Genomic DNA, 24,055 nt, shown 5'->3' with positions numbered 1-24,055 from the left:
TCCGCGCCACTGGGCTCGTAGGGTGGAGCGCATGAGCGAGCAGACGCCCGACGAGGGACAGCGGATCGTGGTGGTCGGGCCGGACGGCCGACCGGTCAGCGCCGAGGAGCTGAGCCGGGTCACCGGCCAGGACGTCGAGCGGATCGCCGAGCTCGCCGCGCAGCAGGAGACCCCCGAGGACGGGGGCGAGGACGACGGCCGCGGGCTCACCGACCTCGTGGAGCAGCCGGCGAAGGTGATGCGGATCGGCTCGATGATCCGCCAGCTGCTCGAGGAGGTGAAGGCGGCCCCGCTCGACGACGCGGGCCGCACCCGGCTGGCCGGCATCCTGCACACCTCGCTCGACGAGCTGAAGGACGGTCTGGCCCCCGAGCTCGACGAGGAGCTGACCCGGCTGGTCGCCCCGTTCGAGGACGAGATCCCCAGCGAGTCCGAGCTCCGCGTCGCCCAGGCCCAGCTGGTCGGGTGGCTCGAAGGGCTCTTCCACGGCATCCAGACGGCGATCTACGCCCAGCAGATGGCGGCCCGCGCCCAGCTGGAGCAGATGCGCCGAGCGCTGCCGGCCGGACAGGTGCCGGGGATGCAGCCGGGTATGCCCGGGCAGCAGCCCGGTGCGCCCGGCCAGCCGGAGCCGGACGAGGGCGCCGGTCGCGGCGGGATGTACCTCTGAACCACTCCCCCGGGGACCTCGAGCTACGCCGCGCCGCCGACCGCTCCTGCACCCGGGACGAGGGCCGTGAGACCTGGCACTCCTTCTCCTTCGGCGCGCACTACGACCCGCAGAACACCGGCTTCGGGCCGCTGGTCGTGCTCAACGACGAGCGGCTGCCGCCGGGAACGGGGTACGCGACCCACCGGCACGCGGAGCACGAGATCGTCACCGTCGTCCTCTCGGGCCGGCTGCACCACGTCTCCGACGTCGGCGACGCGCTCCTCGGCCCCGGGGACGTGCAGCGACTGACGGCGGGCAGCGGAGTCGAGCACAGCGAGATCTCGGCCGACGCCGAGGAGACGACCCGCTTCGTGCAGAGCTGGCTGCGCCCGAGCACGCCCGGGCTCGACCCGTCGTACGAGCGGCTCGGCGGGGCGCTGGTCGCCGGGGGCGAAGTGCTGCGGCCGGTCGACCTCGGCCCGGGGACAGCGGCCCGGCTGCACCTCGGTCAGGTCTCCCCCGGGGAACGGACCCGGTTGCCGCAGGCGCCCGCCCTGCACGTGCTCGTCGTCGGGGGGACCGCGACGCTGACGTCGTACGGGGAGGACGCCGAGCTCCGCGACGGTGACGCCGTCCGGATGAGGTCGGTGACCGAGGCGAGCGTCTCGGTGTCCCCGGACGCGTCGCAGGCGGTGTCGCTCGTGGTCTGGGCGCTGCCGTGAACCGGCCTCGAACGTGACGAGGGCCCGCCGCCGGGTCGGCGGCGGGCCCTCGCCCGGACAGATCACTTCTTGAAGGCGTCCTTGATGTTCTCGCCGGCCTTCTTCAGGCTCGACTTGGCCTGGTCACCCTTGCCCTGCGCCTTCAGCTCGTCGTCGTCGGTGGCGTTGCCGACGGCCTCCTTCGCCTTGCCGGTCAGGTCTTCCTTGGAGTTGTTGATCTTGTCGTCCAGTCCCATGCTTCGATCAAAGCACGCGGTACCGCGCAGCGGTAGCACCCGTGCGGGCCAAGGGGACTACTACTCGACACCCTCGGGCAGGATCGTGGCGCGGCCGGCCTCCAGCCGCGCGACGGGCACCCGGAACGGTGAGCAGGAGACGTAGTCGAGCCCGGCCCGGTGGAAGAAGTGGATGGACTCCGGGTCGCCACCGTGCTCCCCGCAGACCCCCATCTTCAGCGACGGCTTGGTCGCGCGACCGCCCTCGACCCCGGCCTCGACCAGCTTGCCGATGCCGTCGGCGTCCAGGGTCTCGAACGGGCTGATCGTCAGCACGCCGTTGTCGAGGTACGTCGCGAAGAACGCGCCCTCCACGTCGTCGCGCGAGAACCCCCACCCGGTCTGGGTCAGGTCGTTGGTGCCGAAGGAGAAGAAGTCCGCCTCCTCCGCGATCCGGCTGCTGGTCAGCGCGGCGCGGGGGAGCTCGATCATGCAGCCGATCGGCAGATCGAGCTTCTGACCGCTCTCCTCGCCGACCTCCGCCAGGACCGCCTCCGCCTCGTCGCGGACCAGCTGCAGCTCCCGCTGCGAGCCGATCAGCGGGACCATGATCTCCGGGCGCGGGTCCAGGCCCTCCGCACGCAGGTCGACCGTGGCCTTCGCGATCGCACGGATCTGCAGGGCGAAGAGCCCGGGCAGCCGCAGCCCGAGGCGTACGCCCCGCAGCCCGAGCATGGGGTTGGCCTCGTGCATCCGCTCCACGGCGGCGAGCAGCTCCACGTCGTGGGGATCGCTCTCGCCGCGCTCCTTGGCCACGGCGACCTTGACCGACAGCTCGGTGAGGTCGGGCAGGAACTCGTGCAGCGGAGGGTCGATCAACCGGATCGTGGTCGGCAGCCCGTCCATCGCCCGCAGCAGCTCGGTGAAGTCCTGCTCCTGCAGTGGCAGCAGCTCGGCGAGGGCGGCCTCGCGCTGCTCGGCGGTGTCGGCCAGGACGACCTGCTCGATCTGCACGCGGCGCTCGCCGAGGAACTGGTGCTCGGTGCGGCACAGCCCGATCCCCTCGGCGCCGTGCTTGCGCGAGCGCTCGGCGTCCTCGCCGGTGTCGGCGTTGGCGCGCACCCGGAGCCGGCGTACGTCGTCGGCGTGGCTGAGCAGACGGTGCACCGCGTCGACCAGCTCGAGGGTCTCCTCGTCGCCCTCGGCGGCGGCGTGGGCGGCGTCGAGCCCGTCGGCGATGTAGGTCATCACCGGTGAGTCGACGACCGGCACCTCGCCGACGAACACCTCTCCGGTCGACCCGTCGATCGCGATCGTGTCGCCCCGGTGCAGCTCGGTGTCGCCCACGCGCAGCACGCCCGCCGCCTCGTCGACGCCGAGCGACTCCGCGCCGACGACCGCGCACATGCCCATGCCGCGAGCGACGACCGCGGCGTGGGACGTCTTGCCGCCGCGGCTGGTCAGCACGCCGCGCGCGTCGACCATGCCGGGAAGGTCCTCGGGGCTGGTCTCGCGGCGGACCAGGATCACGTCGTTGCCCTTCGCCTTCTCCTCCGAGGCCTGCGCGTTGTCGAAGACGATGCCGCCGACGGCCGCGCCCGGGGAGGCGCCCAGACCCTTGCCGAGCAGCTCACGGTCGGCGTGCTGGTCGAACTGCGGGAAGAGCAGCTGCGACAGCTGGGCGCCGGTGACCCGCGCGAGCGCCTCGTCGGTGGTGATCAGGCCCTCGTCCTCGAGCTGGCAGGCGATCCGGAAGGCCGCCCCCGCGGTCCGCTTGCCGACCCTGGTCTGCAGCATCCACAGCTTGCCCTGCTCGATGGTGAACTCGATGTCGCAGAGGTCGCGGTAGTGGGTCTCCAGGCGCCGCATGATCCGGCGCAGCTCGTCGTACGACTTCTTGTCGATCCTCTCCAGGTCGGCCAGCGCGAGCGTGTTGCGGATCCCCGCCACGACGTCCTCGCCCTGCGCGTTCTGCAGGTAGTCGCCGTACACGCCGGAGTGGCCGGTGGAGGGGTCGCGGGTGAAGCACACGCCGGTCCCGGACGTCTCCCCCATGTTGCCGAAGACCATGGAGACCACGTTGACCGCGGTGCCCAGCGTGTGCGGGATCCGTTCCCGGCGGCGGTAGAGCCGGGCGCGCTCGGTGTTCCAGGAGGCGAAGACGGCCTCGATCGCCATCTCCAGCTGCGTCCGCGGGTTCTGCGGGAAGTCCTCGCCGGTGTGCTCGCGGACCTGCGCCTTGAACTCCTCGACGACGGCCTTGAGGTCCTCGGCGCCCAGCTCCACCTCGGTGCCCGCGCCGCTGGCCGCCTCGCGATCCTCGAGGACCTTGGCGAACGGCTCTCCGGGCATCCCCAGCACCGTGCGGCCGAACATCTGGATCAGGCGGCGGTAGGAGTCCCACGCGAAGCGCTCGTCACCGGCCTGGGCGGCCAGGCCCTCGACCGTCTCGTCGTTGAGCCCGACGTTGAGGACGGTCTCCATCATCCCGGGCATCGAGAACTTCGCCCCCGAGCGCACCGAGACCAGCAGCGGGTCCTTCGGGTCGCCGAACTCCCGACCCACGGCCTCCTCGACCTCGCGCATCGCCACGTTGGACTCGACGTACACCGCTCGCGGCACCGTGCCCTTGGACAGGTACGCCCGGCACGCGTCGGTGCTGATCGTGAAGCCGGGCGGCACCGGCAGACCGAGGTTGGTCATCTCGGCGAGGTTCGCCCCCTTCCCGCCGAGCAGCTCCTTCTGGTCCTTGTCGCCCTCGCTGAACCGGTAGACGTAGGTCGCCACGACTCCTCCTAGGGGTGCGGTGTTGGGGAATGACTACCACGTCGTGCGCTCAGGACGCGCGTGTGCCGCAGACCAAACCGCGAGCGCGCTCGCAGCGAACTCCTCATGGTTGCGGGGAGATTCCTCGAGCCGACCAAGGATGTGATCTCACGATGTTCTCCACCCGCAAGCGTCTCGCCACCGGCGCCGCTCTCGCGATGCTCGCCGTTCCCGCCATCGCGGCCTGCGGCTCCTCCGACGACAGCAGCGACGCCAGCGCGTCGAGCTCGAGCTCGTCCTCGAGCCAGACCCAGTCCGCTCCCAAGCCGGTCGCCTCGATCGACTCGCTGACGGGCAACACCACCGCCATCAAGCTGGACAGCGGCTTCACCGACGCGCTGACCTCCCTCAAGCTCACGCCGGGCACCGTCGGCACCGCGAAGCTGCAGAACGGCTCGCTGATCTTCCCGATCACCGGCGGCAACGTGACCTACTTCGAGCCGGGCACCGTCTCGCCGTACGTCATCGGCCAGGTCCAGCACGAGGGCTCCGGTCTCTCGCTGAGCGCCGGCGGCACCAAGGTCGAGCTGACCAACTTCAACGTCGACCCGGGCGTCTCGCGCGTCTACGGCGACGTCTCGGTCAACGGCAAGACCGCCGTGACCAGCGCGTACCTGTTCACCCTCGACGGCCGGACGCTGAACCCGCTCAAGACCGGCGACGGCACCGCGACCCTGCAGGGCACCAAGGTGGAGATCTCCCCCGTGGCCGCCCCGCTGCTGAACAAGACGTTCAAGACCGACGCCGTCAAGGCCGGTCTGCTGGTCGGCACCGCCACCATCACGGTGAGCACCACCCCGGGCGACTGACCACCCGAGGCCCCGAGCCGGCGGCGCCCGGACTCCCTTGCGGGGAGCCCGGGCGCCGTCGCCGTACTCCACCCCCTCGGGGACCGTGGGACCACGACGGCGCCACCTAGGCTGAGCGCATGGCGCGCATCCTGGTCACCGGGGCCACCGGCTTCGTCGGACAGCGACTGGTCCCCGCCCTCCTCGACGCCGGGCACGACGTCGTCGCGATGACCCGGCGGCCCGAGGAGTACGACGGGCCGGCCCGCGCCGTCTACGGCGACGTCGGCGACCGCGGGTCGCTGACCGAGCCGCTGGAGGGCGCCGACGTCGCCTACTACTTCGTCCATTCCCTCGACGACGACGACTTCGCCCGCAAGGACGCCGAGGCTGCGCGCACCTTCGCCAAGGCGGCCGAGGCGACCGGCGTACGACAGGTCGTCTACCTGGGCGGGCTCGGCGACGAGGCCCACGGCCAGCTGTCGGAGCACCTGCGGTCGCGGCGCGAGGTCGAGCAGATCCTCGCCGACGGCGCCGTGCCGGTCACGGTGCTGCGGGCCGCGATCGTGGTCGGCAAGGGCGGGATCTCCTGGGAGATGACCCGCCAGCTGGTGAAGAACCTGCCGGTGATGGTCGTCCCCAAGTGGGCCGGCACGAGGACCCAGCCGATCGGCATCGACGACGTGGTCGCGTACCTCGTGGGGGTGGCCGGCAACGAGGACGCGATCGGGCGGACCTTCGAGATCGGCGGCGCCGACGTGCTGACGTACGCCGAGATGCTGCAGCAGGCCGCGCTGGTCATGCACGGTCGCGAGCTGCCGATCCTCAAGGTGCCGGTGCTGACCCCGCGGCTGTCCTCGCACTGGCTGGGCCTGGTCACCGACGTCGACGCCACCACCGGACGCAACCTCATCGACTCGATGGGCACCGAGGTCGTCGTCGAGGACGACTCGATCCGCGAGGTCGTCCCCTTCGAGCCGGCGACGTACAAGGAGTGCGTCCGCCGCGCCGTCGAGGACGACCGCCAGGACGCGATCTAGCCGACGCGGCGTCACCGGCCGCGGGAACCGTCCTCGCGGTCGGCGACGGTCTCCAGCGAGAGGTCGAAGAGCTGGTCGAGGTCCGCGCCCGGACTCCGCTGCCACTCACCGAACGCGGCATCCAGGCAGGCGACCACCGCCCCGACGATGCTTCTGGCGCGCAGCGCACGGGTGTCCTCCGGAGGGTCGAGGCGCTCCCGGGCCGCCGCAGCGAGGGCTGTCGTCCACTCGTCGGTCTTGCCGGTCATCCTCGCGGCGAGCTCGGTCTCTCCCGTGAGCAGGTCCACGACGGCGTGCGCGTCCGCCGGTCGCTCCTGCCAGCGCCGCGTGCGCATCCTCAGCGCCGCTGCCGTCGCCTCCCAGACCGGCTCTCCGGGGGGACGCTCGGCGAGTGCGTGGGCGAGGTCGGCTCCGTAGCCCACGGGCGAGTCGACCACCACGTCCTCCTTGCACCGGAAGTACCGGAAGAAGGTCCGCGGAGACACGCCAGCGGCGTCGGCGATCTGCGCGATGGTCGTCGCGGCGTAGCCCTGGCGAGCGAACAGCTCCATCGCCGCGTCCCGGATCTCCCCCTCGCTCTGTCTGCGACGTCGCTGTCTCATCGTCGGCGGTGGGGGCACGGCACGAGTGTGCCATTGGCAGTTGTGCCATAGTGGCACTACTGCCTTAAGGAGTAGCCGATGCGCGAGACCCTCGCCCTGCTGTTCGACAGCGCCCACCCGTCGGCCTCGGTGGAGACGATCCGTCGCCGCGACCTGCGCGACGACGACGTCGCCCTCGACGTGTGGTTCTGCGGGGTGTGCGCCTCGGACCTGCACGCGATCGAGCACGCGCACTCCCACGACACCCCGCTCGTCCCGGGGCACGAGATGACCGGGCGGGTCAGTGCGGTCGGCCCGGGGGTGAGCGATCTCCGGCCGGGCGACCTCGTGGCGGTCGGCAACATCGTCGACTCGTGCGGGGAGTGCGAGGAGTGTCGAGCGGGGCTGGAGAACTACTGCCGCCATTTCCCCACGCCGACGTACGGCGGCACCGATCGCCGCGACGGCACCGTGACCTGCGGCGGGTGGTCCGGCGAGATGGTCGCCCGCTCCCGCTTCGTCCACCGGCTGCCGGCCGGACTCGACGCCGCGGCGGCCGCGCCGTTGATGTGCGCAGGGGTCACCGTGTGGGAGCCGCTGCGGAACTACGCCGTCGGGCGCGGCTCCCGGGTCGGCGTCGTCGGTCTCGGAGGTCTCGGTCACCTGGCGATCAGGTTCGCCGTCGCGCTCGGCGCGCACGTGACCGTCTTCACGACGTCTCCGACCAAGGTGGACGCGGCGAGCGCGCTCGGCGCCCACGACGTGGTGGTCTCCTCCGACACGGCCTCGATGCAGGCGCGCGGCCGCACCCTGGACCTCGTCGTCGACACCGGGTCCGGCAGCCACGACCCCTCGCCGTACCTGGACACGCTCCGCATCGGCGCGACGATGTGTGTGCTCGGCATCGCAGAGCGGATCGACGTCTCGTCGTTCAGCCTGCGGTGGGGCCGGCACCAGCTCACCGGCTCCGGCACCGGCAGTGTCCGCAGCACCCGCGAGATGCTGGCCTTCGCCGCCGATCACGCGATCACCGCAGAGGTCGAGCTGCTGCCGGCCTCGGCGCACGAGGAGGCGCAACGCCGGCTGCGCGCGTCCGACGTGCGCTGGCGCTTCGTGCTCGACCTGCGCACGCTCGGCCGGGACCGGTCGTCCTAGCGGCGTGCTTCCGGCGCCGGACGCACGCATCCTCGGGCGCTGATCCGGGTGACCTCCGGCACCAGCGACGGAATCCTGCGCGGGGTCTGCTCGTTGCCCGGACATGACACTGAGCGGAACGTACGTCCCCAGCAAGACCCAGTGGGTGCGAGAGAACGTCGCGGAGTACGAGGCGACCGACGGGCGCGAGGGGGGCGAGCTGGGCGGCTACCCGGTCGTCGTGATCACCTCGATCGGCGCCAAGTCGGGCAACCTGCGCAAGAACCCGGTGATGCGGGTGGAGCGGGACGGCTCCTACCTCGCGGTCGCGTCCAAGGGCGGTGCCGACGAGAACCCGGAGTGGTACCACAACTTCGTGGCCCACCCGGAGGTCGACCTGCAGGACCGCGGGCACAAGGCGACGTACTCCGTGCGCCGGCTCGAGGGCGCCGAGCGGGCCGACTGGTGGGAGCACGCGGTCGCGACCTGGCCGACGTACGCCGAGTACCAGACGAAGACCGATCGCGAGATCCCGCTGTTCGTGCTCGAGCCCCGCGACTGACCGGGCCGGGAACACAGCGAGGCCCCTTGTAGTTGAGTCGTCAACTACCTAGTCGGGAGGCGCACCATGCAGTTCGGCATCTTCACCGTCGGTGATGTCACGCAGGACCCCACGACCGGCCGGACTCCGTCGGAGCACGAGCGAATCAAGAGCACGGTCGCGATCGCCGAGAAGGCCGAGGAGGTCGGGCTGGACGTGGTCGCCTTCGGCGAGCACCACAACCCGCCGTTCGCGGCGCCGGCCAACCCGCCGGTCCTGATGGCCAACGTCGCCGCCCGGACCTCGACGCTCTCGCTGTCCACCGCGACGACGCTGATCACCACCAACGACCCGGTGCGCCTCGCCGAGGACTACGCGTACACCCAGCACCTCGCCGACGGCCGGCTGGACCTGATGCTCGGACGCGGCAACACCGGCCCGGTCTACCCCTGGTTCGGTCGCGACATCCGCGACGGCATCGAGCTGGCGATCGAGAACTACGCGCTGCTGCACCGACTCTGGCGCGAGGAGAACGTCGACTGGCAGGGCAAGCACCGCACGCCGCTCCAGGGCTTCACCTCCACCCCACGGCCCCTGGACGGGGTGCCGCCGTTCGTGTGGCACGGCTCGATCCGCAGCCCGGAGATCGCCGAGCAGGCCGCGTACTACGGCGACGGGTTCTTCGCCAACCACATCTTCTGGCCGGCCAGCCACACCGAGCAGATGGTGGGGCTCTACCGCAGGCGCTTCGAGCACTACGGGCACGGTCGCGCGGACCAGGCGATCGTCGGGCTCGGCGGTCAGGTCTACATGGCCCGCAACTCGCAGGACGCGGTGCGGGAGTTCCGCCCGTACTTCGACAAGGCGCCGGTGTACGGCTACGGGCCCTCCCTGGAGGAGTTCACCTCCCAGACCCCGCTGACCGTCGGCTCGCCGGCGCAGGTCGTCGAGCGCACGCTCTCCTTCCGCGAGTACGTCGGCGACTACCAGCGCCAGCTGTTCCTCATCGACCACGCCGGGCTGCCGCTGGACACCGTCCTGCACCAGCTCGACCTGCTGGGCGAGGTCGTCGCCGAGCTGCGGCCGGCCTTCGAGGCCGTACGCCCCGAGCACGTCCCGTCCGACCCGCCGGTCCACCCGCGGGTCGCTCCCGCTCCCGCCGAGGAGGTCCTCGCATGAGTACCCCACGACGTTCCTCTCTCCCGCTTCGCTCCTCCGAGCAACGCCGCGGGGACCCCGCAATGAGCCGCCGACTGGTCGTCGTCTCCGGCGGGCTCTCCGACCCCTCCTCGACCCGGCTCCTCGCGGACCGGCTCGGGGAGGCGGCTGCCGACACGCTGCGCAGCCGTGGTGTCGAGGTCGACGTACGCACCGTCGAGCTGCGCGCCGTCGCGCACGAGATCACCAACGCGATGCTCACCGGCTTCGCCGCCGACGAGCTGGCCGACGCCCAGGCGGCGCTGGCCGCCGCCGACGGCGTGGTGGCGGTGACGCCGGTGTTCTCGGCGTCGTACTCCGGGCTGTTCAAGTCGTTCTTCGACGTGCTCGACCGCGACGCGCTGAGCCGTACGCCGGTGCTGCTGGGCGCGACCGCCGGGACCGGGCGCCACAGCCTGGTGCTCGACCACGCGCTGCGTCCGCTGTTCGGCTACCTGCGCGCGAGCGTGGTGCCGACCGCGGTGTTCGCGGCCTCGGACGACTGGGGCAACGACGCGGACCTCGGCCCGCGCATCGAGCGCGCCGGGGCGGAGCTGGCCGACGCGGTCCTCGCCCGGCCGGAGAAGGGCGACCCGGTCGCCTTCGGTGACGACCTGCCGGACTTCGAGACCCTGCTGCGCGGCTGAGCCACCGACGGTCCAGACCACCCGCGCGCGGACCGACCGTCCGTCGCCACGCCGGAGCGGTGCGGCCCGCACCCCTCTATGCTCCGGTTCGTGGCCAGGACCGCTCGCGCCGGGAGCCGCCGCAGGGAGCCGGACCTCGGCCGCGGTGACCGGAGCCTGCGCGCCCGGACGGCGCACGGCATGGTCGTCATGGGCGCGTCGACCGGCGGCCAGGCGCTGCTGCAGCTCGGGTTCCTCACCGTCCTCGCCCGGCTGCTCACCCCCGAGGACTTCGGTGTCGTCTCCGGCGCCCTGATCATCGTCTTCCTGGCGACGGCGATCGCCGAGAGCGGCGTCGGGCAGGCGATCATCCAGCGCGCCGAGCTCACCGTCGCCCACATGCGGGTCGGCTGGACGCTCTCGGTGCTCACCGGGCTGATCTCCTTCGCCCTCGTCTTCGTCCTCGCTCCGGCGATCGAGGACCTGCTCCGGCTCGACGGCCTGGTGCCGATCCTGCGCGTGCTGGCCGTGATGTTCGTGCTGAACGGCCTGACCCTCAGCGACTTCCTGCTCTCCCGCAGGCTGCACTTCGGCCGGCTCGCCGGGGCCGAGCTCGCCTCGTACGCCGTCGGGTACGGCGGCGTCGCCGTCACCCTGGCGCTGCTCGGCTTCGGACCGTGGGCGATCGTGTGGGGCCAGCTCGGCCAGAGCGCGATGCGCGCGCTGCTGGTCACCGTGCTGGCGCCCTACCCGTACCGCCCGTCGCTGGAGCGCCGCGTCGCCGGCGAGCTGCTCAACTTCGGCGCAGGTCTGACCCTCGGTCGGATCGCCAGCTGGGCGGCCACCCAGGTCGACAACGTGGTCGTCGGGCGCTACCTCGGCGCGGCCGCGCTCGGGTTCTACGGGCGCGCGTACCAGCTCGTGCAGATGCCGGCGAACCTCTTCGGGCAGGTCGCCAACGAGGTGCTCTTCCCCGCGATGGCCGCACGTCAGGACGACCTGCGCACGCTGCGCCGGGTCTTCGGCATGGGTGTCGGGGTGCTGACGGCGCTGGCGCTGCCGGTCTCGGTGCTCGCCGCCGCCACCTCCGAGCCGCTCGTGCGGCTGCTGCTCGGCGACCAGTGGCTGCCGCTGCGTGCCGCCTTCGACATCATCATCTTCGGCCTGCTGTTCCGTACGACCTCCAAGCTGACCGACGCGTTGATGAAGGCGCGGGGCGCCGTCTACCGGCGCGCGGTGCGCAACACCGTCTTCGCCGTCCTCGTCTTCGTCGGGGCGTACGTCGGTCAGCGCTGGGGTCTGCACGGGGTCGCCGTCGGCGTGCTCGTGGCCCTCGGGCTGAACTACGCGTACTCCGCCCAGCTGTGCCTGCGGCTGATCGAGATGCGGTGGCGCGAGTTCGCCGCCGCCCACCTCCCCGCGCTCGCGCCGGCCGTGGCGGCCGGCGCCATCGGCCTCGGTGCCCGCTGGGCTCTCGCGCCGGCCGACGCGCCGCCCGCGGTCGAGGTCGCCGTGGCGTGGCCGCTGGCGATCCTCGTGTGCCTGATGCTGGTACGCCTCGCGCCGCGCTCCGCGCTGCTGCGCCCCTTGGCACGGCTCGGCGTCGAGCTGCACGCCACGCTCCCCGGCACGATGCGCCGCTGGTTCGGCCGCGTGCTCGGCGGGGCGTACGCGTCCTCGCTGCGCACGGTGCAGCCGCCCGACGCCCCCGCGGACCGGCTGGCCGGTCTCGCGGCCGACGAGCACGCGGAGACCCGCGTGGGGGGCGAGCTCGGATGAGCGACTCCTCGCCCGCACCCGGATCGCCGATCTTCGTCGTCGGCTGCCAGCGCTCCGGCACCACCGTGCTGCGCCTGATGCTGGACTCCCACCCCGACATCGCGTGCGGGCCCGAGACCCGGTTCCTGTCCTGGATGGAGCCGATCACCGGCGACAGCTGGGAGCGGCTGGCCCGTTTCGGTCCGCCTCGCGAGGCCTGGCTGGCGAAGACCCGGGAGTACTTCGGCTCCGTCCAGCGCGACTACGCCGCCTCCAAGGGCAAGCGGCGGTGGGCGGACAAGAGCCCCCTGTACGCGCTGATCCTGCCTTTCGTCTGGGAGCTGTTCCCCGACGCGCAGGTCGTCCACGTGATCCGCGACCCTCGCGACGTCGTCGCCTCGCACCGCACGGCCTTCGGCTACCGGTCGGCGCTCAAGGCGCCGGTGAAGTGGAAGCAGTACGTCCGCGCCGCACGGAGCGCAGGCGAGCAGGCGCGCCCGGGGCAGTACCACGAGCTGCGCTACGAGGCGCTCGTCGCGGACCGCGAGGGCACCATGCGCGCGCTGCTGGACTTCCTCGGCGAGCCGTGGGACGACGCGGTCCTCGACTTCGAGAGCCGGCCGCACGACGTGCCCGACCGCTACTGGCGACGTACCCAGCAGCGCCGCCAGGGGTCGACCGCCAAGAAGAAGCTCGACCCGCTGCTCGCCACCACCTCCCGGCTTCTCTCCCGGCCGCTCGCGCGCGAGCTGGGCTACTGACGTGGGCGAGCCCTGGGACGACCGGACCCTGGTCTTCATCAGCGGGCTGCACCGCAGCGGGACGACCCAGCTGCACGCCACCATGGCGACCCACCCCGACGTGGGCGCGCTGCTGGGGACCACCGCACCGCACGACGAGGGCCAGCACCTGCAGGACGTGTTCCCGACCGCGCGACGTCACGGCGGCCCCGGACGCTTCGCCCACGACCCGCGCTCCCACCTCACCGAGTCCGACGCGTCGCCCGGCGACGCCCGCCGGCTCTTCGCGCAGTGGGCGCGCGTCTGGCCCGACGACCGTCGGGTGCTGATCGAGAAGTCCCCGCCCAACCTGATCCGGATGCGCTACCTGCAGGGCCTGTTCCCCGACGCGCGCTTCGTCGTCGTCGTACGTCACCCCGCCGCCGTCGCGCTCGCGACGCAGAAGCTCGCCACCGGCTTCTGGCGTCGCCGGCTCGGGCGGGCCGCCCCGTTGGGCGGGACCCTGCGGCACTGGACCGCCGCCCACCGCCTGCTGCTCGAGGACCTGCCGCACGTCTCCTCGCGGGTCCTGTTCCGCTGGGAGGACCTCGGGCGGGACCCGGTGGGCGTGCTGGACGGTGTCGCCGATCTCGCGGGGCTCGGCCCCGGCTTCGAGCCGGTGGAGCTGGATCCCACCGTCGACGCGGCGTACGCCGAGCGGTGGGCGGCGACGCCGCGAGACCGCACGCTCGCTGCGGCGGTCGAGGAGGCCCGCGAGGTGGCGGCGTGCTTCGGCTACGACCTCGACGACCTCACCGCGCTAGGCCGGGTGCGGGCAGGGTGAGGCTCAGGCGGCGTACTCCACCGACCTGACACCGACGACCAGGTCGATCCCCATCGGAGGCCCGGCGCCGGGTGGCTTGCTCGGCTCGGAGACGTAGGTGTGGCCGGTGGGGGTGGCCAGGGTGACCCGGTGTCGGCCGCCGTCGGCGGCGGTCTCGGCGAGCGCCCGCCAGCCGATGACCTGGCGGGTGTAGTTGCAGCGCTCGCACGGCCCCTCGCCGTTGGCCGCGCTCGTCTCTCCGCTTGCAGCGTGCGGCTCGATGTGATCGGCGTGCCGGATCGGGGCTCCGCAGTACGGCGTGCGGCAGAAGCGGTCGCGAACGACGAGGAGCTGGCGCAGCTGGCCGGTGAACTCGCGCCGCCGGCTGTCGGTGGCGACCAGGTCCTTGGAGTCCGGGGACGTCCAGAGCCGGCGCAGCCACGCCCGGTGCGCCTCGGAGACGACCCGACGGGCCAGCCAGGCGGGCAGCGGCTCGCCGCCGACGACTTCGGCCGGCTCGTCGCTGTCGCCCAGCAGCGTGCGGTCGGTCATCACCAGGTGCACCTCGACCGGCGGCTTCACGCCGTCGCCGTCGTCGGGGAGGCCGGTCACCCGGGCGACGAGCAGGTCGGCCATCAGCTGACCCATCGAGCGTGGGTCACCCGCAGACCGCGCGGACTCCGCCTGCCGGCGGAGCGCCGCGTAGACCGCGACCCCCTGCGCCACCGGCAGCGTGCCGGTCACGTAGCTCATGGTCTCCGGCGCCGGGCGCACCGTCACGCAGCGGTCGCTCTCGGCACGCTTGATCCGGGTGATCAGCGACTGCGGGTCGAGACGGTAGCCCGCTGACCGGGCCTCGGCGGCGACCGCGCGGTGCTCGACGGACAGGGCCGCGGTCTCGCGGACCATGACTGTCGCGCGCCACTCGCTGGTCTCCCCGGCGGTGAGCGCTGCCAGGGTGTGCGGCATCTCGCCGACGAGCGCCCTGGCCAGGCCGAGGTGGGTCGAGCCGCGGTGCGGGGACTCGCGCCGCGCCAGCGCGACCTGGTCGGCGACGCCCTGGCCCTGCTTGGCGGCGGGGACTCCGCGCGCGGCGGCCAGCGAGCGCTGGCTGGCGTCGAAGGCGACCGTGATCCGCGCCTGGGCCGCGCTGGCGGCCGACTTGATCTGCTCCAGGAGGCCGATCTGGTCGATGCGCTCGGGGTCGGTGAGGTCGGCCCCGGTGAGGGTGGCGAGGTGGGCGAAGGTCTCGACGAGCTCGACCACCGCAGGCTGCTCGACCGAAGGGGGACGCAGCGTCGCGGTTATCGAACATGTGTTCGATTCTACTACGAGCCGTCGCTGGCGGCAAGGCCGGGCAGCAGGCTCTGCAGGTCCGTGCGCGCTGTCGTGTCCGAGGCAATGGCCGCGACGGCGCTTCGGCCCCGCACTGCATCCGCTTCGCCGATGCCGGTTGAGCGCAGACGGCAGCATGAAGGCCGAAACCGGGACACGCGGGGGTAGACGGCTCTACGGTTCGGATGCCTGGGCTGGCCGGGCGTCTCAATGGGGGAGCGGGCTGTGGTCTCTGGTCGTCGAGTTGTGCGCACTGTTGCGCCGTTGCTGCTGGGCGTGAGCCTGCTGGGGTCGGTGGCACCGGCGCTGGCGAAGAGCCACACCACCACGGATGCGAAGAACGACGTCGTGCGCTACGACGACGCCCTCGGTGACTCCGATAGCCGCGGTGTCCTCGACCCCACGCGCACTGCGGGCGACATCGTGTCGTTGAAGACCTTCCACGGTCCGCACCGTGTGAAGTTGACCATGACCTTCCAGGCGATGTCGCGGGCCAGTGAGAACTCGCCCGCCACACACGTCTTCAACATCAAGACCGCCGGCAACCGCCACTACGATCTGGTGATCTTCGCTACCGGCGGCAAGACGCAGCCCGATCGCTACTTCGCCCGCCGCAACGGCACCGAAGTGAAGTGCCGCAAGCTGACGTCGTCGATGGACTATGCCGCCAAGCAGGTCAAGGTCAGCATCCCTCGTGCGTGCCTCGGAAACCCGCGCTGGGTCCGGGTTGGTGCAGGCGAAGGCACTTTCACCGGAAGCTTCCTCGACGACAACCCGATCACACTGTTCGTCGACGAGGCCGGCCGCACCGGCCGCACCGGCGACAACTCCGACTCACTCCCCCCTCTGGGGCCTCGCGTTCGCCGCGGCTGAGCGCCCTGCGCAAGAAGCGTGGGGCGAAGCCGATTCGGAGCACCGTGTGGGCACCGACGCTGTCTCGCAACTCGGCTGCGACATGCTGCCCTCCGCCCGCTGAGTTCTCGAGGCCTACTTCGCGACGAGGAGTAGCCAGCCTGCTCGTCGCGTCGATAGCGCTCGGGATGGCTGGGACAGCGACATCGTGTGCCTTTCAGGCCGCTCCAGATGGAGAACCGATTGCTGGGGGCCCGCTTCGGCTTCAGATCTTGGACGGCACGATCCTTGCCACGCAGCCACCCGCGACGGCCCCGCAGAGGCATTTCGGAACCTTCGGCGCGTCTCATCTCTGCCTGATCAGGCCCGCCGCAGACTTGCAGATCACCTCAATCGAAATAGGGAGCGGGACACCTGACCCAAAGCTCGTGACCCCATACTTACGCGTTATCGACCCGCATCCATCAGCTGCTGCGTATCCAGACCCAGCAGACGGCACCTTCGATACCGCTCTAGCGAAGGTCGGTAAACCGTCGCTGAATCAGAAGGAATCCCCGGCACTGCTGGGCCGCTTCCTCGAACCGCCAGAATCGAAGCATCTCCGCATACCGACCTGCCGACAATCGGAATCGGCCTGGGCGGCCATTTCCGAGCGCCGGCAGACACGGTGGCCCGGGGTCGATCTGATGGCAGTAGTGCAGTCAGATGCCGGCGGAGCGGTGGCCAACGGCATCGTCGTCAACTACACGTTGAACGGAACCCGACACGTGCTCAAGAGGAGCGTCGACTTCGTAGTCTGCGGAGAAGAGACTCGCTCCTTGCAATCGTGCTAGCCGGACCTCTTGTCCCCAGGGCGTTGCCCTGACATCCCTCCCTGCGTCTCGACACCGGTTCAGGCCCCGGCCGGGGTTCGCCGTCGGTCTCGCGAGGCATCGCGGGGGCCTCACCACGAACCGGTCGTGGCGAGTCAGCCCAGCCACGCGGGCAGAGCGGTGGCTCCGTGTCGTACGAGCATCTCGCGCAGCGGCGGCAGGGTCGGGGCGTAGAACGCCTCCAGCTCGGCACGGACCGCGGGGTCGAAGGTCTCCGCCAGGGCGCCCGCGTTGACCCGCTGGTAGCTCCGGCGCAGCCCGCGGCGAGCGCCGTCGGGCAGCACCGACCCGAGGCGCTCGTTCACGGCGAGGGCCGCGCGGCGCAGCGCCCGGCTGCGCGGCTGGAACGTCGCGTTGCGTGCCGAGAGGTCGAACCCGGCGACCGGCGCGGGATCGAGCCCCACCCACTCGCACAGCGAGCGCAGCAGCGGCACCGGCTCCCGCAGGTCGTCGGCGAAGACCACGCGCAGGTCGGGGCCGAGCCCGTCGAGCCAGGCGGGCAGGAAGTCGGCGTACACCCCGACCGCCAGGGTCCGGTACGCCGCGTGGCCGGGGTCCCGGACCAGCCCCCGCTCGTGGACCGAGCGGCAGCGACGGACGAACTCCGCCAGGTCGACGTCGTCGGGAAGTCGGTCCTTGCTGCGCTTGTACGTGTAGCTGGACCACATCCGCGCCACCGGGTCCCGCAGCACGACGAGCACCTTCGGCGAGGCGAGGTCCGCGACGAGCCGGTCGACCAGTGGTGGACCGCCGATGAAGTACCGGGGCGACGCCTCCAGCAGCACCCGGCGGTCGCCACTGCCCGCGAAGTGGGCGGCGTACGCCTCGAGCGAGGGCGGCTCGCGTCCCTCGACCAGCGGAGCGTAGTGGTCGACCTCCTTGACGTCGGGAACTCCGACGTCCGGGTGCTGGGCGAGGTAGTGGAACAGCGAGGTGGTGCCCGCCTTCGTCACCCCCGCGATCACCAGGTCCGGCAGGCGCGGACTGCTCGGTTCCGCCACGAGCCGAGTCTAGGGACGGCTAACCTGCTGCGGAACCGCACCGCTGGCCGGCACCAGCCGGACCCCCGTCGACGCCAGGAGTCCAGGTGAGCACTGCGTCCGACTCCGGGCTGCTCCGGGTGGCGCGCTGGTCGCCTCGCGAGCTGGACCGGGACGGCGTACGCCGGCTCGCGCGCGGCCTGATGCTGCTGTTCTGGTTCACGCTGCCGTGGGAGGCCGCGATCCGCATCGGCGGCACCGCCAGCCTGGCGCGCGGGATCGGTGCGCTGTTCGCGATAGGCGGGCTGGCCGCCCTGGCCGTCGGCGGGCGCAGACGCCGGCCAGCCGAGCTGACCGGGCTGGTGCTGGCGATGACGGTCCTCGTGGTGGCGTCGCTGTGGTGGACGCTCACGCCGGCGGCGACCCAGGCGCGGGCGGTCACGATGGTCCAGCTGCTCGTGATGGTCGCGCTGACCTGGGAGTTCACCGACGACGAGCGCACCGTGCTGGCCCTGATGAAGGCCTGGCTCGCCGGGTGCGTGGTCGTGGCGCTGATCGCCGGGAGCGCCTTGGCTTCGGGGATCAACCAGGTCCGCTACACCGCGCCGGGGTCGAGCCCCGGCGACGTCGCGTACGCACTGCTGATCGGTATCCCGCTCGCGTGGTACCTCGCGCTGCGGACCACCGGACCGGTGATGGTGTGGGTCTACCGGCTGTTCGTGCCGCTGGCCTGCGTGAGCATCCTGCTCACCGCGTCGCGGGCCGGTCTGATCACGCTGGTCGTGGCCCTGCTGGTCGTGCCGCTGACCTTCGGGTGGCTGACGTCGCGCGCCTGGTCCGGCGTGGTCGCCGGCGTCGTCGTGATCGCGGCGGCGGCCGTCCCGCTGAGCCAGTCGCTCGCCGCGCCGCTCGCCCGGCTCTCGACCACCGGGACCGAGCTGACCAGCGGAACGCTGGACCAACGCACCACCATCTGGGGCATCGGGCTCGGGATCATGCGCGACCACCCCGTGCTCGGCACCGGTGCGGGCGGCGCGCGGGACCTGGTCAGCGGCCAGTTCTTCACCGGGCGCGGGCTGCACAACACCTTCCTCTCCGCCGCCGCCGAGCTCGGCGTCCTCGGGCTGGCCCTGGTGCTGCTCCTGCTCGTGGCCGCGTTCTACCCGGCGCTGACCCGACTCGCCCGTCTGGAGACGCGAGTCGTGTGGGTGCTCCTGGGTGTCTTCGTGCTCTCGCTGAGCACCCGGCACGCCGACTACGAGAAGTCGACGTACGCCCTGCTGACGCTGTTCGCGCTGATGGGGACGTGGCTCCCGCGTCGTGGTGGCGGCTACCGCGGGCCGGCGCCGGACTCGACCGAGGAGGCCAGCGAGCTGCCCGCAGGCTCCGCCTCGTAGCGGTAGGTCGCCGCCGGGTCGAAGACCGACCCCGGGTCGGACTCGCGGATCCGCTTCGCGCCGTCGACGACGTTGCCGACGGACCGCAGCGCGCCGGGGCTGGAGTCGCAGCGGGTGAGCGTGTCGTTGCACCCGTCCCCGCCGGGCTTGGTGACCACCGCCCGCTTCGAGCGTCCCGCCTCGAAGACGTTGTCCTCGAGGTAGACCTGCGCCCGCCGCTCGGCACGGACCGCGTACAGCCGCCAGTCGAGGTAGTAGTTGTCGAAGACGTGCGCCCTGCCGTAGCTGATCACCGGCATCCGGTAGCCGTTGCGGTCGAAGAAGTTGTGGTGGATCGTCACCGTCTGGTCGGCGGACTGCTCGGACGTGGCCTGGTTGCCGATCTGGAAGGTCTGCTCCTGGTCGTGGAAGTGGTTCCACGACACCGTCACGGCCGAGGACCCGCCGCTGACCGCGACCAGCTTGTCACCCGTGCGCGAGAGGTCGTTGTGGTCGATCCAGACGCCCTTCGCCCCCTCGAGGTGGATCGCGTCGGGCATGTCGTTCTTCTCGGTCTTCGCGGTGTCGCCGAAGTCGCGCAGGGTCAGGCTCTCGACCACCACGTTGGACACGCCGTCCAGCAGGAGCCCGTCGGTGCCCGGCCCGGTGAGGGTGACCGACCGGCCCCGGCCGTCGATGGTGGTGTTGCTCCCCACCGCCAGCCCTGAGTCGAGGCGGATCGAGGCGTCGCCGGAGAACACGACCCACTTCGGGTCGTCGCCCTGCACCGCCTCCCGCAGCGTCCCCGGCCCGTCGTCGGCGTCGCTGGTGACGCGCACGACCCGTCCGCCGGCACCGCCGGTGACGCCGGCGCCGTACCCGACCCGCTCGGCGAGCAGCGCCCGCTGCTGGGCCGGTGACCCGGTCGCCGGCACGCCGGTCGGCGCGGCGGAGGAGGGGGCGGGAGTCGGGCCCGCCTCGGGGGGCTCCCGGTCGTGGCGTACGACGACCACCACCAGCAACGCCACCAGCACGACGAGGACCAGACCGGCAAGGGTCAGCAGGCCTGCACGCCGGGTGGTCATCTCGGCCGAGGCTAGCGTCCGGCGGGCGAGCCGTGGCGGCGCGCGGCTGCGCGGTCCAGGCGACGCCAGGCCAGCACGGAGCCCACCAGCAGACCGAGCACCGCGCCGATCAGGATGTTGCGCACGAGGGTCGCGCCGAGGTTCCCGCGCGGCACCTCGGCCGGGTAGACGGTGGTCGTGCCCGAGCTGACCAGCTGGGTGTCGACCGCGTTCTGGCTCTGGCTGGTCTCGATCGTCTCGAGGGTCTCGGAGAGCCGGTCCTGCTGGTTCACCAGGCCCTGGTACTCCGCGTCGTTGCCCAGCGCCAGCTGGAGGAGCCGGTCGCGCTCGACGCCCTCGCCCGGCACGCCACGGCCGACCTGGGTCATCCGGGTCGTCTGCTGCTTCTTGACCGCCGCGATCTTCGTCCGGATCCGCTCCTCCTGACGCGCGAGCACGCTCTGGGCGCGCTGCCCCTGTGCGTCGGCGGCCTCGCCGCTGGTCTGGGTGTACGCCTTGACCAGCGCGTTCGCGACCTGCGCCGCCTGCTCCGCGTCGTCGCTGCGCGCCGTGACGGTCACGACGGAGGAGTCCTGGACCGGCGCGACGGTCGTGGTCCGCTCGATCCGGCGCGAGGCCACCTTGCCGTCGAGCAGGTCGCTGGCGGCCTTGGCCAGCTCGTGGGAACGCATCGCCACGGCCGCGGCTTGGGCGCGCGCCCCCGGCTGGGAGTTCTGCCCCTGCGCGTAGAGCGTGACGTCGGTGTTCGTGCCGACGACGACCTCGGCGCGGGCGGAGTACCCGGTCTCCCGCAGGAAGGTGAAGGCCAGGCCGAGAAGTGCGCCGACGACCACGACCGCGACGACCAGGATGGGTGAGCGACGGATCGCGTCCAGCAGCCCCGGCCCCTGGTCGGGTACCGCGGCGGTGTGGTCGGCCATGACGTCTCCTCGATCCGTGCACGGAATCACAGTGCTGCCGCCCCGGACGGCCGAGGACAGCGTAGAGGCGCCGCCGGGCAGCGCGCTGCGCTTCCCTTGATCGAGCCGGTCTCAGCGGCCGTTGGCCGAGAAGTGCTGCAGGTCCTTCAGCGAGCGGTACGTCCCGCCCCAGACCCAGCCGACCGACGCGAACGCGCTGGTCACCGGGCCGCCCGGCTCGATCATGCCGGGGCGACAGCGGGAGCGGTCGACGTACGACGTCGCGAGCTCGGGGATGACCCGGTCACCCTTGACGTACGGGTTCTGGAACGGGTCGACGTCGATCGCCAGGCCGTAGGCGTGCACGGAGTACGACGACCCGCCGGTCACCGGCCGGCACACGAAGGCGCTGGTGTTGTTGCCGTCGCCGGTCGGGGCCGCGTCGAGCTCGGCACGGCTGGTGACGTGCATCTGCTCGACGGGGAAGTCCGCGCGCCACAGCCTGCGGAAGACCGCGACCACGTCGTCGGCTGCCGACCGGTTCACCAGCAGCTCGCCGGTGTGCCGCTCGCCGTCGAAGCCGCGGAAGGTCAGCCGCACCCAGGCCAGGTCGTCGGCGGCCACCGGGCAGGCGGGCTGCCAGGTCGAGCGGGCGATCACCCTCGCCGGTGCCGGGGCGGCCACCCGGGACGCGAAGCCGCTGCCGGGCAGCGCCGCGAGCTGGTCGGGCAGCGTGAAGCGGCGGTTCCGCAGCGCCGGCGGTGTCGGCCGCGCGCTGACGTACCCGTCCGCGTTCGTCGCCAGCACCCTGGTGCCGAGCCACGGTGGCGGGACGGTGCCGAGCGGTGCTGCTCGGGTCGGGGTCGTGGCCGGCGCGCTCGGCGAGGTCGGGGCCGTCTGCGGCTGCGTGCGCGACGGCGTCGGTGTGCTGGCGTGGTCCGACGCGGCCTCCGGAGTCCCGCATGCCGCCGCGAGCAGCACGGCCGCCGCCAGAACCAGGAGGCGGGAGGGGCGCACGACTGCGATGCTAGGGCGGTGCGGATGTTCGCTGCTCTCGTGCCGCCGGAGGAGGTCGCCGAGGGCCTCGCCGACTTCCTGGCCCCGCGACGTGACGCCGCGCCGTTCCGGTGGACCTCGCCCGAGCAGGTGCACCTGACGCTGGCGTTCTACGCCGACGTCCCCGAGCACGACGTCGAGGCGCTGGCCGAGACGATCGCCGACACGTCCGCGCGGCGGCGCGCACTGCGGCTTCGCGTCGCGGGCGGGGGCGCGTTCCCCGACCCCGACCGCGGGCGGGTGCTGGTGGCAGGCGTGGAGGCCGAGGAGGACGACCGCGACGAGCTGTCCCGGCTCGCCGGTGCGTGCCGCCGGGCCGGGCCGCGGGTCGGCACCGAGGTCGACGGGCAGCGGTTCCGCCCGCACCTCACCGTGGCGCGGTGCGGCCGCCCGACCTCGCTGACCTCGTGGGTGCGGCTGCTCGACTCCTACCGCGGTCCCCCGTGGGCCGCCGGCGAGGTGTCGCTGGTCGCGTCGTACCTCGGTGAGGGCCCGAGGCGCAGGCCGCGGTACCAGGTGGTGGCGGTGGCCCCGCTGGCGCCGTCTCCAGGGGCGGAAGGGAAATGACGTCGTCACCGCGACGTGGGACAGTTCTCGCCGTGCTCGTCTCCCGTCTTGGCCTGACCCCGCTGAAGGGTGCCCGCCACGTCGCGCTCCCCTCGGTCGAGCTGGGGACCGATGGTCCGGTCGGCGACCGGGTGTTCTGCCTGGTCGACCCCGAGGGGCGCGACGGGGGGCCGCGTGTGCTGCGCACCGTGGAGAACCCGAGGCTGCCGGCCTTGAGGGCGTCGTACGACGGGACCGCGCTGAGCGTCCTGCTGCCGGACGGCACGGTGGTCGAGGGGGCTCCGCACGACACCGGCACCGAGCTGAAGTCGGACTACTGGGGCCGTGACGCGCTGCTGGTCGAGCAGGACGGCCCCTTCGCCGAGGCGATCGGCGCCTGGCTCGGCCGGCGCGTGGTGCTGGCGCGCGCGGCCGCCGGCGACGTGGTGTACGGCGGGCCCGTCACCGTCGTCACGACCGGCGACCTGCATCGGCTCGGGCTGGAGGGCCAGGACGCGCGGTTCCGCGCCACGGTCACGCTGGACACCGACCGGCGGGCCGACTCCTTCGCCCCGGGGTCCCGGCTGCAGCTCGGAGCGGCCGTGCTCGAGGTGCGCGGTGCCGTCCCGCGGTGCGCGGTGGTCGACCTCGACCCCACGAGCGGCGAGCGCGACGCGCGCGTCCTCACGTCGCTGCCCGTCGTGGCCGGTGAACCGACCTTCGGCCTCGACGCCCGCGTCTCGAGTCCCGGCCAGGTCCACGTCGGCGACCGCGCGGTGGTCGGCTGATGTCCTGGCTGCTGCGCGTCGCCCTGCCCGACGTCCCCGGCTCCCTGGGCCGGCTCGCCACCGCCATCGGCTGGGCCGGTGGCGACATCGGCGCCATCGAGATCATCGAGCACGGGACCGACGGGCGGGCGGTCGACGACGTGTTCCTCACCCTGGAGGACGGCGTGATGCCGGACTCCGTGGTCTCGGCGTGCCACCAGCTCGAGGACGTCGACGTGCTCTGGATCTCGCGCTACCCCGCCGGAGGGCAGCTCTTCCTCGACCTCGAGGTGGTCGAGACCATGACCGAGGAGCCGAGCCGGGCCGCGGAGGTGCTCCTGGAGGCCCTGCCGCCGGCGTTCCGCGTCGACTGGGCCGCCCAGGTGCGGCCGTCGGCCGACGGTGGCCGTGAGCTGGTCCGTCGTACGACGGCTGCTCCCGAGGAGGTGCCCGCCGAGGTGACCGGCTGGCCCGCGGCCGTGGAGGGCGGCGTACGACTCGAGCTGGCCGGCCCGTGGGACGACATGGTCCTCGCCGGTGCCGCCCTCGGCGAGGACCTGGTGGTGATCGCCCGCCGCGGTGGACCGGCGATCCTCGACTCCGAGATCGCCCGACTGCGCCACCTGTGCGCGCTGGCCACGACGATCAGCCGGGGCGTCTGAGGC

24 protein-coding genes are annotated in these 24,055 nt (G+C 72.4%); 16 read left to right on the top strand and 8 right to left on the bottom strand.

Translation table 11 applies throughout. From position 1 onward, the window contains the following. Positions 1-31: 31 nt before the first annotated feature. Both IEX42_RS11550 and IEX42_RS11545 read left to right on the top strand, forming a co-directional pair. Positions 32-670 carry a bacterial proteasome activator family protein gene (locus IEX42_RS11550; protein WP_188779900.1) on the top strand — a complete coding sequence of 213 codons (639 nt, stop codon included), beginning with the start codon at positions 32-34 and terminating at the stop codon, positions 668-670. Next, the gene (locus IEX42_RS11545) at positions 667-1,374 is read left to right on the top strand and encodes a pirin family protein (protein WP_229660981.1); all 708 of its coding nucleotides are present in this window, start codon (positions 667-669) and stop codon (positions 1,372-1,374) included. Before IEX42_RS11550 ends, IEX42_RS11545 begins: the two co-directional genes overlap by 4 nt. Positions 1,375-1,436: 62 nt before the next feature. On the opposite strand, the gene IEX42_RS11540 is transcribed toward IEX42_RS11545, so the two are convergent. Then, positions 1,437-1,610: a CsbD family protein gene (locus IEX42_RS11540; protein ID WP_188779899.1), complete on the bottom strand. Its 174-nt coding sequence runs from the start codon at positions 1,608-1,610 to the stop codon at positions 1,437-1,439. Between the two features lie 60 nt (positions 1,611-1,670). Continuing rightward, positions 1,671-4,376, bottom strand: coding sequence for a pyruvate, phosphate dikinase (gene ppdK / locus IEX42_RS11535; RefSeq protein ID WP_188779898.1), 2,706 nt, complete (start codon positions 4,374-4,376; stop codon positions 1,671-1,673). 152 nt (positions 4,377-4,528) lie between these two features. Between ppdK and IEX42_RS11530 the strand changes: the two genes are divergently transcribed. Beyond that, positions 4,529-5,224, top strand: a complete 696-nt coding sequence (locus IEX42_RS11530) for a hypothetical protein (RefSeq protein WP_188779897.1) — start codon at positions 4,529-4,531, stop codon at positions 5,222-5,224. Positions 5,225-5,343: 119 nt separating this feature from the next. After that, positions 5,344-6,243, top strand: coding sequence for an NAD(P)H-binding protein (locus IEX42_RS11525; protein ID WP_188779896.1), 900 nt, complete (start codon positions 5,344-5,346; stop codon positions 6,241-6,243). Positions 6,244-6,254: 11 nt separating this feature from the next. On the opposite strand, the gene IEX42_RS11520 is transcribed toward IEX42_RS11525, so the two are convergent. Next, a complete protein-coding gene (locus tag IEX42_RS11520; RefSeq protein ID WP_188779895.1) occupies positions 6,255-6,863 on the bottom strand; it encodes a TetR/AcrR family transcriptional regulator in 609 nt (202 codons plus the stop codon). Between the two features lie 60 nt (positions 6,864-6,923). Here IEX42_RS11520 and IEX42_RS11515 point away from each other — a divergent pair, with 60 nt between their 5' ends. From IEX42_RS11515 to IEX42_RS11485, 7 genes are all read left to right on the top strand, one after another. Further along, entirely contained in the window at positions 6,924-7,979 is a 1,056-nt protein-coding gene (locus IEX42_RS11515) for an NAD(P)-dependent alcohol dehydrogenase (RefSeq protein ID WP_188779894.1), read from the top strand. Between the two features lie 103 nt (positions 7,980-8,082). Continuing rightward, complete coding sequence (locus tag IEX42_RS11510; RefSeq protein ID WP_188779893.1) at positions 8,083-8,520, top strand: nitroreductase family deazaflavin-dependent oxidoreductase; 438 nt, start codon at positions 8,083-8,085, stop codon at positions 8,518-8,520. Between the two features lie 66 nt (positions 8,521-8,586). Continuing rightward, positions 8,587-9,678 (top strand): CE1758 family FMN-dependent luciferase-like monooxygenase, encoded by a 1,092-nt coding sequence (locus IEX42_RS11505; RefSeq protein ID WP_188779892.1) that lies wholly within the window; start codon positions 8,587-8,589, stop codon positions 9,676-9,678. Positions 9,679-9,740: 62 nt separating this feature from the next. Then, positions 9,741-10,343, top strand: coding sequence for a CE1759 family FMN reductase (locus IEX42_RS11500; protein ID WP_188779891.1), 603 nt, complete (start codon positions 9,741-9,743; stop codon positions 10,341-10,343). Between the two features lie 90 nt (positions 10,344-10,433). Then, the gene (locus IEX42_RS11495) at positions 10,434-12,101 is read left to right on the top strand and encodes a lipopolysaccharide biosynthesis protein (RefSeq protein ID WP_188779890.1); all 1,668 of its coding nucleotides are present in this window, start codon (positions 10,434-10,436) and stop codon (positions 12,099-12,101) included. After that, on the top strand, positions 12,098-12,841 hold the full coding sequence (locus IEX42_RS11490) for a sulfotransferase family protein (RefSeq protein ID WP_188779889.1): 744 nt from the start codon (positions 12,098-12,100) through the stop codon (positions 12,839-12,841). The genes IEX42_RS11495 and IEX42_RS11490 overlap by 4 nt, the downstream gene beginning before the upstream one ends. A gap of 1 nt (position 12,842) precedes the next feature. After that, on the top strand, positions 12,843-13,643 hold the full coding sequence (locus IEX42_RS11485; protein WP_188779888.1) for a sulfotransferase family protein: 801 nt from the start codon (positions 12,843-12,845) through the stop codon (positions 13,641-13,643). A gap of 3 nt (positions 13,644-13,646) precedes the next feature. On the opposite strand, the gene IEX42_RS11480 is transcribed toward IEX42_RS11485, so the two are convergent. Beyond that, positions 13,647-14,888, bottom strand: a complete 1,242-nt coding sequence (locus IEX42_RS11480) for a DUF222 domain-containing protein (RefSeq protein ID WP_229660805.1) — start codon at positions 14,886-14,888, stop codon at positions 13,647-13,649. 345 nt (positions 14,889-15,233) lie between these two features. Here IEX42_RS11480 and IEX42_RS11475 point away from each other — a divergent pair, with 345 nt between their 5' ends. Further along, the gene (locus IEX42_RS11475) at positions 15,234-15,830 is read left to right on the top strand and encodes a hypothetical protein (RefSeq protein ID WP_188779886.1); all 597 of its coding nucleotides are present in this window, start codon (positions 15,234-15,236) and stop codon (positions 15,828-15,830) included. A gap of 946 nt (positions 15,831-16,776) precedes the next feature. Here the strand turns inward: IEX42_RS11475 and IEX42_RS11470 are convergent. Beyond that, positions 16,777-17,682 carry a sulfotransferase domain-containing protein gene (locus IEX42_RS11470; protein ID WP_188779885.1) on the bottom strand — a complete coding sequence of 302 codons (906 nt, stop codon included), beginning with the start codon at positions 17,680-17,682 and terminating at the stop codon, positions 16,777-16,779. A gap of 86 nt (positions 17,683-17,768) precedes the next feature. Between IEX42_RS11470 and IEX42_RS11465 the strand changes: the two genes are divergently transcribed. Continuing rightward, entirely contained in the window at positions 17,769-19,058 is a 1,290-nt protein-coding gene (locus IEX42_RS11465) for an O-antigen ligase family protein (protein ID WP_188779884.1), read from the top strand. On the opposite strand, the gene IEX42_RS11460 is transcribed toward IEX42_RS11465, so the two are convergent. The 3 genes from IEX42_RS11460 to IEX42_RS11450 all read right to left on the bottom strand — a co-directional run bounded on the left by IEX42_RS11460 (position 18,992) and on the right by IEX42_RS11450 (position 22,038). Then, on the bottom strand, positions 18,992-20,122 hold the full coding sequence (locus IEX42_RS11460) for a pectate lyase family protein (RefSeq protein WP_188779883.1): 1,131 nt from the start codon (positions 20,120-20,122) through the stop codon (positions 18,992-18,994). The genes IEX42_RS11465 and IEX42_RS11460 overlap by 67 nt on opposite strands. A gap of 11 nt (positions 20,123-20,133) precedes the next feature. Then, the gene (locus IEX42_RS11455) at positions 20,134-21,042 is read right to left on the bottom strand and encodes a Wzz/FepE/Etk N-terminal domain-containing protein (RefSeq protein WP_188779882.1); all 909 of its coding nucleotides are present in this window, start codon (positions 21,040-21,042) and stop codon (positions 20,134-20,136) included. Positions 21,043-21,153: 111 nt separating this feature from the next. Then, positions 21,154-22,038: a M15 family metallopeptidase gene (locus tag IEX42_RS11450; protein WP_188779881.1), complete on the bottom strand. Its 885-nt coding sequence runs from the start codon at positions 22,036-22,038 to the stop codon at positions 21,154-21,156. A 24-nt stretch (positions 22,039-22,062) separates the two neighbouring features. On the opposite strand from IEX42_RS11450, the gene thpR reads away from it, so the two are divergent. The 3 genes from thpR to IEX42_RS11435 are packed head-to-tail and all read left to right on the top strand — an operon-like array spanning position 22,063 to position 24,052. After that, complete coding sequence (gene thpR, locus IEX42_RS11445) at positions 22,063-22,644, top strand: RNA 2',3'-cyclic phosphodiesterase (RefSeq protein WP_229660804.1); 582 nt, start codon at positions 22,063-22,065, stop codon at positions 22,642-22,644. A 32-nt stretch (positions 22,645-22,676) separates the two neighbouring features. After that, on the top strand, positions 22,677-23,411 hold the full coding sequence (locus IEX42_RS11440; protein WP_188779879.1) for an MOSC domain-containing protein: 735 nt from the start codon (positions 22,677-22,679) through the stop codon (positions 23,409-23,411). Continuing rightward, positions 23,411-24,052, top strand: coding sequence for an ACT domain-containing protein (locus IEX42_RS11435; RefSeq protein WP_188779878.1), 642 nt, complete (start codon positions 23,411-23,413; stop codon positions 24,050-24,052). Before IEX42_RS11440 ends, IEX42_RS11435 begins: the two co-directional genes overlap by 1 nt. Positions 24,053-24,055: the final 3 nt, after the last annotated feature.

Origin of the sequence: Marmoricola endophyticus, from assembly GCF_014644415.1 — a bacterium.
GTDB lineage: Bacteria > Actinomycetota > Actinomycetes > Propionibacteriales > Nocardioidaceae > Marmoricola > Marmoricola endophyticus.
Note: the sequence above shows the minus strand (reverse complement) of the source record. Positions and strands in the feature narration are given on the sequence as shown.

What these genes read in the sequence shown, in the direction of transcription:
- IEX42_RS11500 (WP_188779891.1), top strand. Translation starts at nt 9,741, where the DNA reads ATGAGCCGCCGACTGGTCGTCGTCTCCGGCGGGCTCTCCGACCCCTCC.
- IEX42_RS11550 (WP_188779900.1), top strand. Translation starts at nt 32, where the DNA reads ATGAGCGAGCAGACGCCCGACGAGGGACAGCGGATCGTGGTGGTCGGG.
- thpR (WP_229660804.1), top strand. Translation starts at nt 22,063, where the DNA reads ATGTTCGCTGCTCTCGTGCCGCCGGAGGAGGTCGCCGAGGGCCTCGCC.
- IEX42_RS11530 (WP_188779897.1), top strand. Translation starts at nt 4,529, where the DNA reads ATGTTCTCCACCCGCAAGCGTCTCGCCACCGGCGCCGCTCTCGCGATG.
- IEX42_RS11490 (WP_188779889.1), top strand. Translation starts at nt 12,098, where the DNA reads ATGAGCGACTCCTCGCCCGCACCCGGATCGCCGATCTTCGTCGTCGGC.
- IEX42_RS11540 (WP_188779899.1), bottom strand. Translation starts at nt 1,610, where the DNA reads ATGGGACTGGACGACAAGATCAACAACTCCAAGGAAGACCTGACCGGC.
- IEX42_RS11460 (WP_188779883.1), bottom strand. Translation starts at nt 20,122, where the DNA reads ATGACCACCCGGCGTGCAGGCCTGCTGACCCTTGCCGGTCTGGTCCTC.
- IEX42_RS11510 (WP_188779893.1), top strand. Translation starts at nt 8,083, where the DNA reads ATGACACTGAGCGGAACGTACGTCCCCAGCAAGACCCAGTGGGTGCGA.
- IEX42_RS11525 (WP_188779896.1), top strand. Translation starts at nt 5,344, where the DNA reads ATGGCGCGCATCCTGGTCACCGGGGCCACCGGCTTCGTCGGACAGCGA.
- IEX42_RS11515 (WP_188779894.1), top strand. Translation starts at nt 6,924, where the DNA reads ATGCGCGAGACCCTCGCCCTGCTGTTCGACAGCGCCCACCCGTCGGCC.
- IEX42_RS11505 (WP_188779892.1), top strand. Translation starts at nt 8,587, where the DNA reads ATGCAGTTCGGCATCTTCACCGTCGGTGATGTCACGCAGGACCCCACG.
- IEX42_RS11455 (WP_188779882.1), bottom strand. Translation starts at nt 21,042, where the DNA reads ATGGCCGACCACACCGCCGCGGTACCCGACCAGGGGCCGGGGCTGCTG.
- IEX42_RS11435 (WP_188779878.1), top strand. Translation starts at nt 23,411, where the DNA reads ATGTCCTGGCTGCTGCGCGTCGCCCTGCCCGACGTCCCCGGCTCCCTG.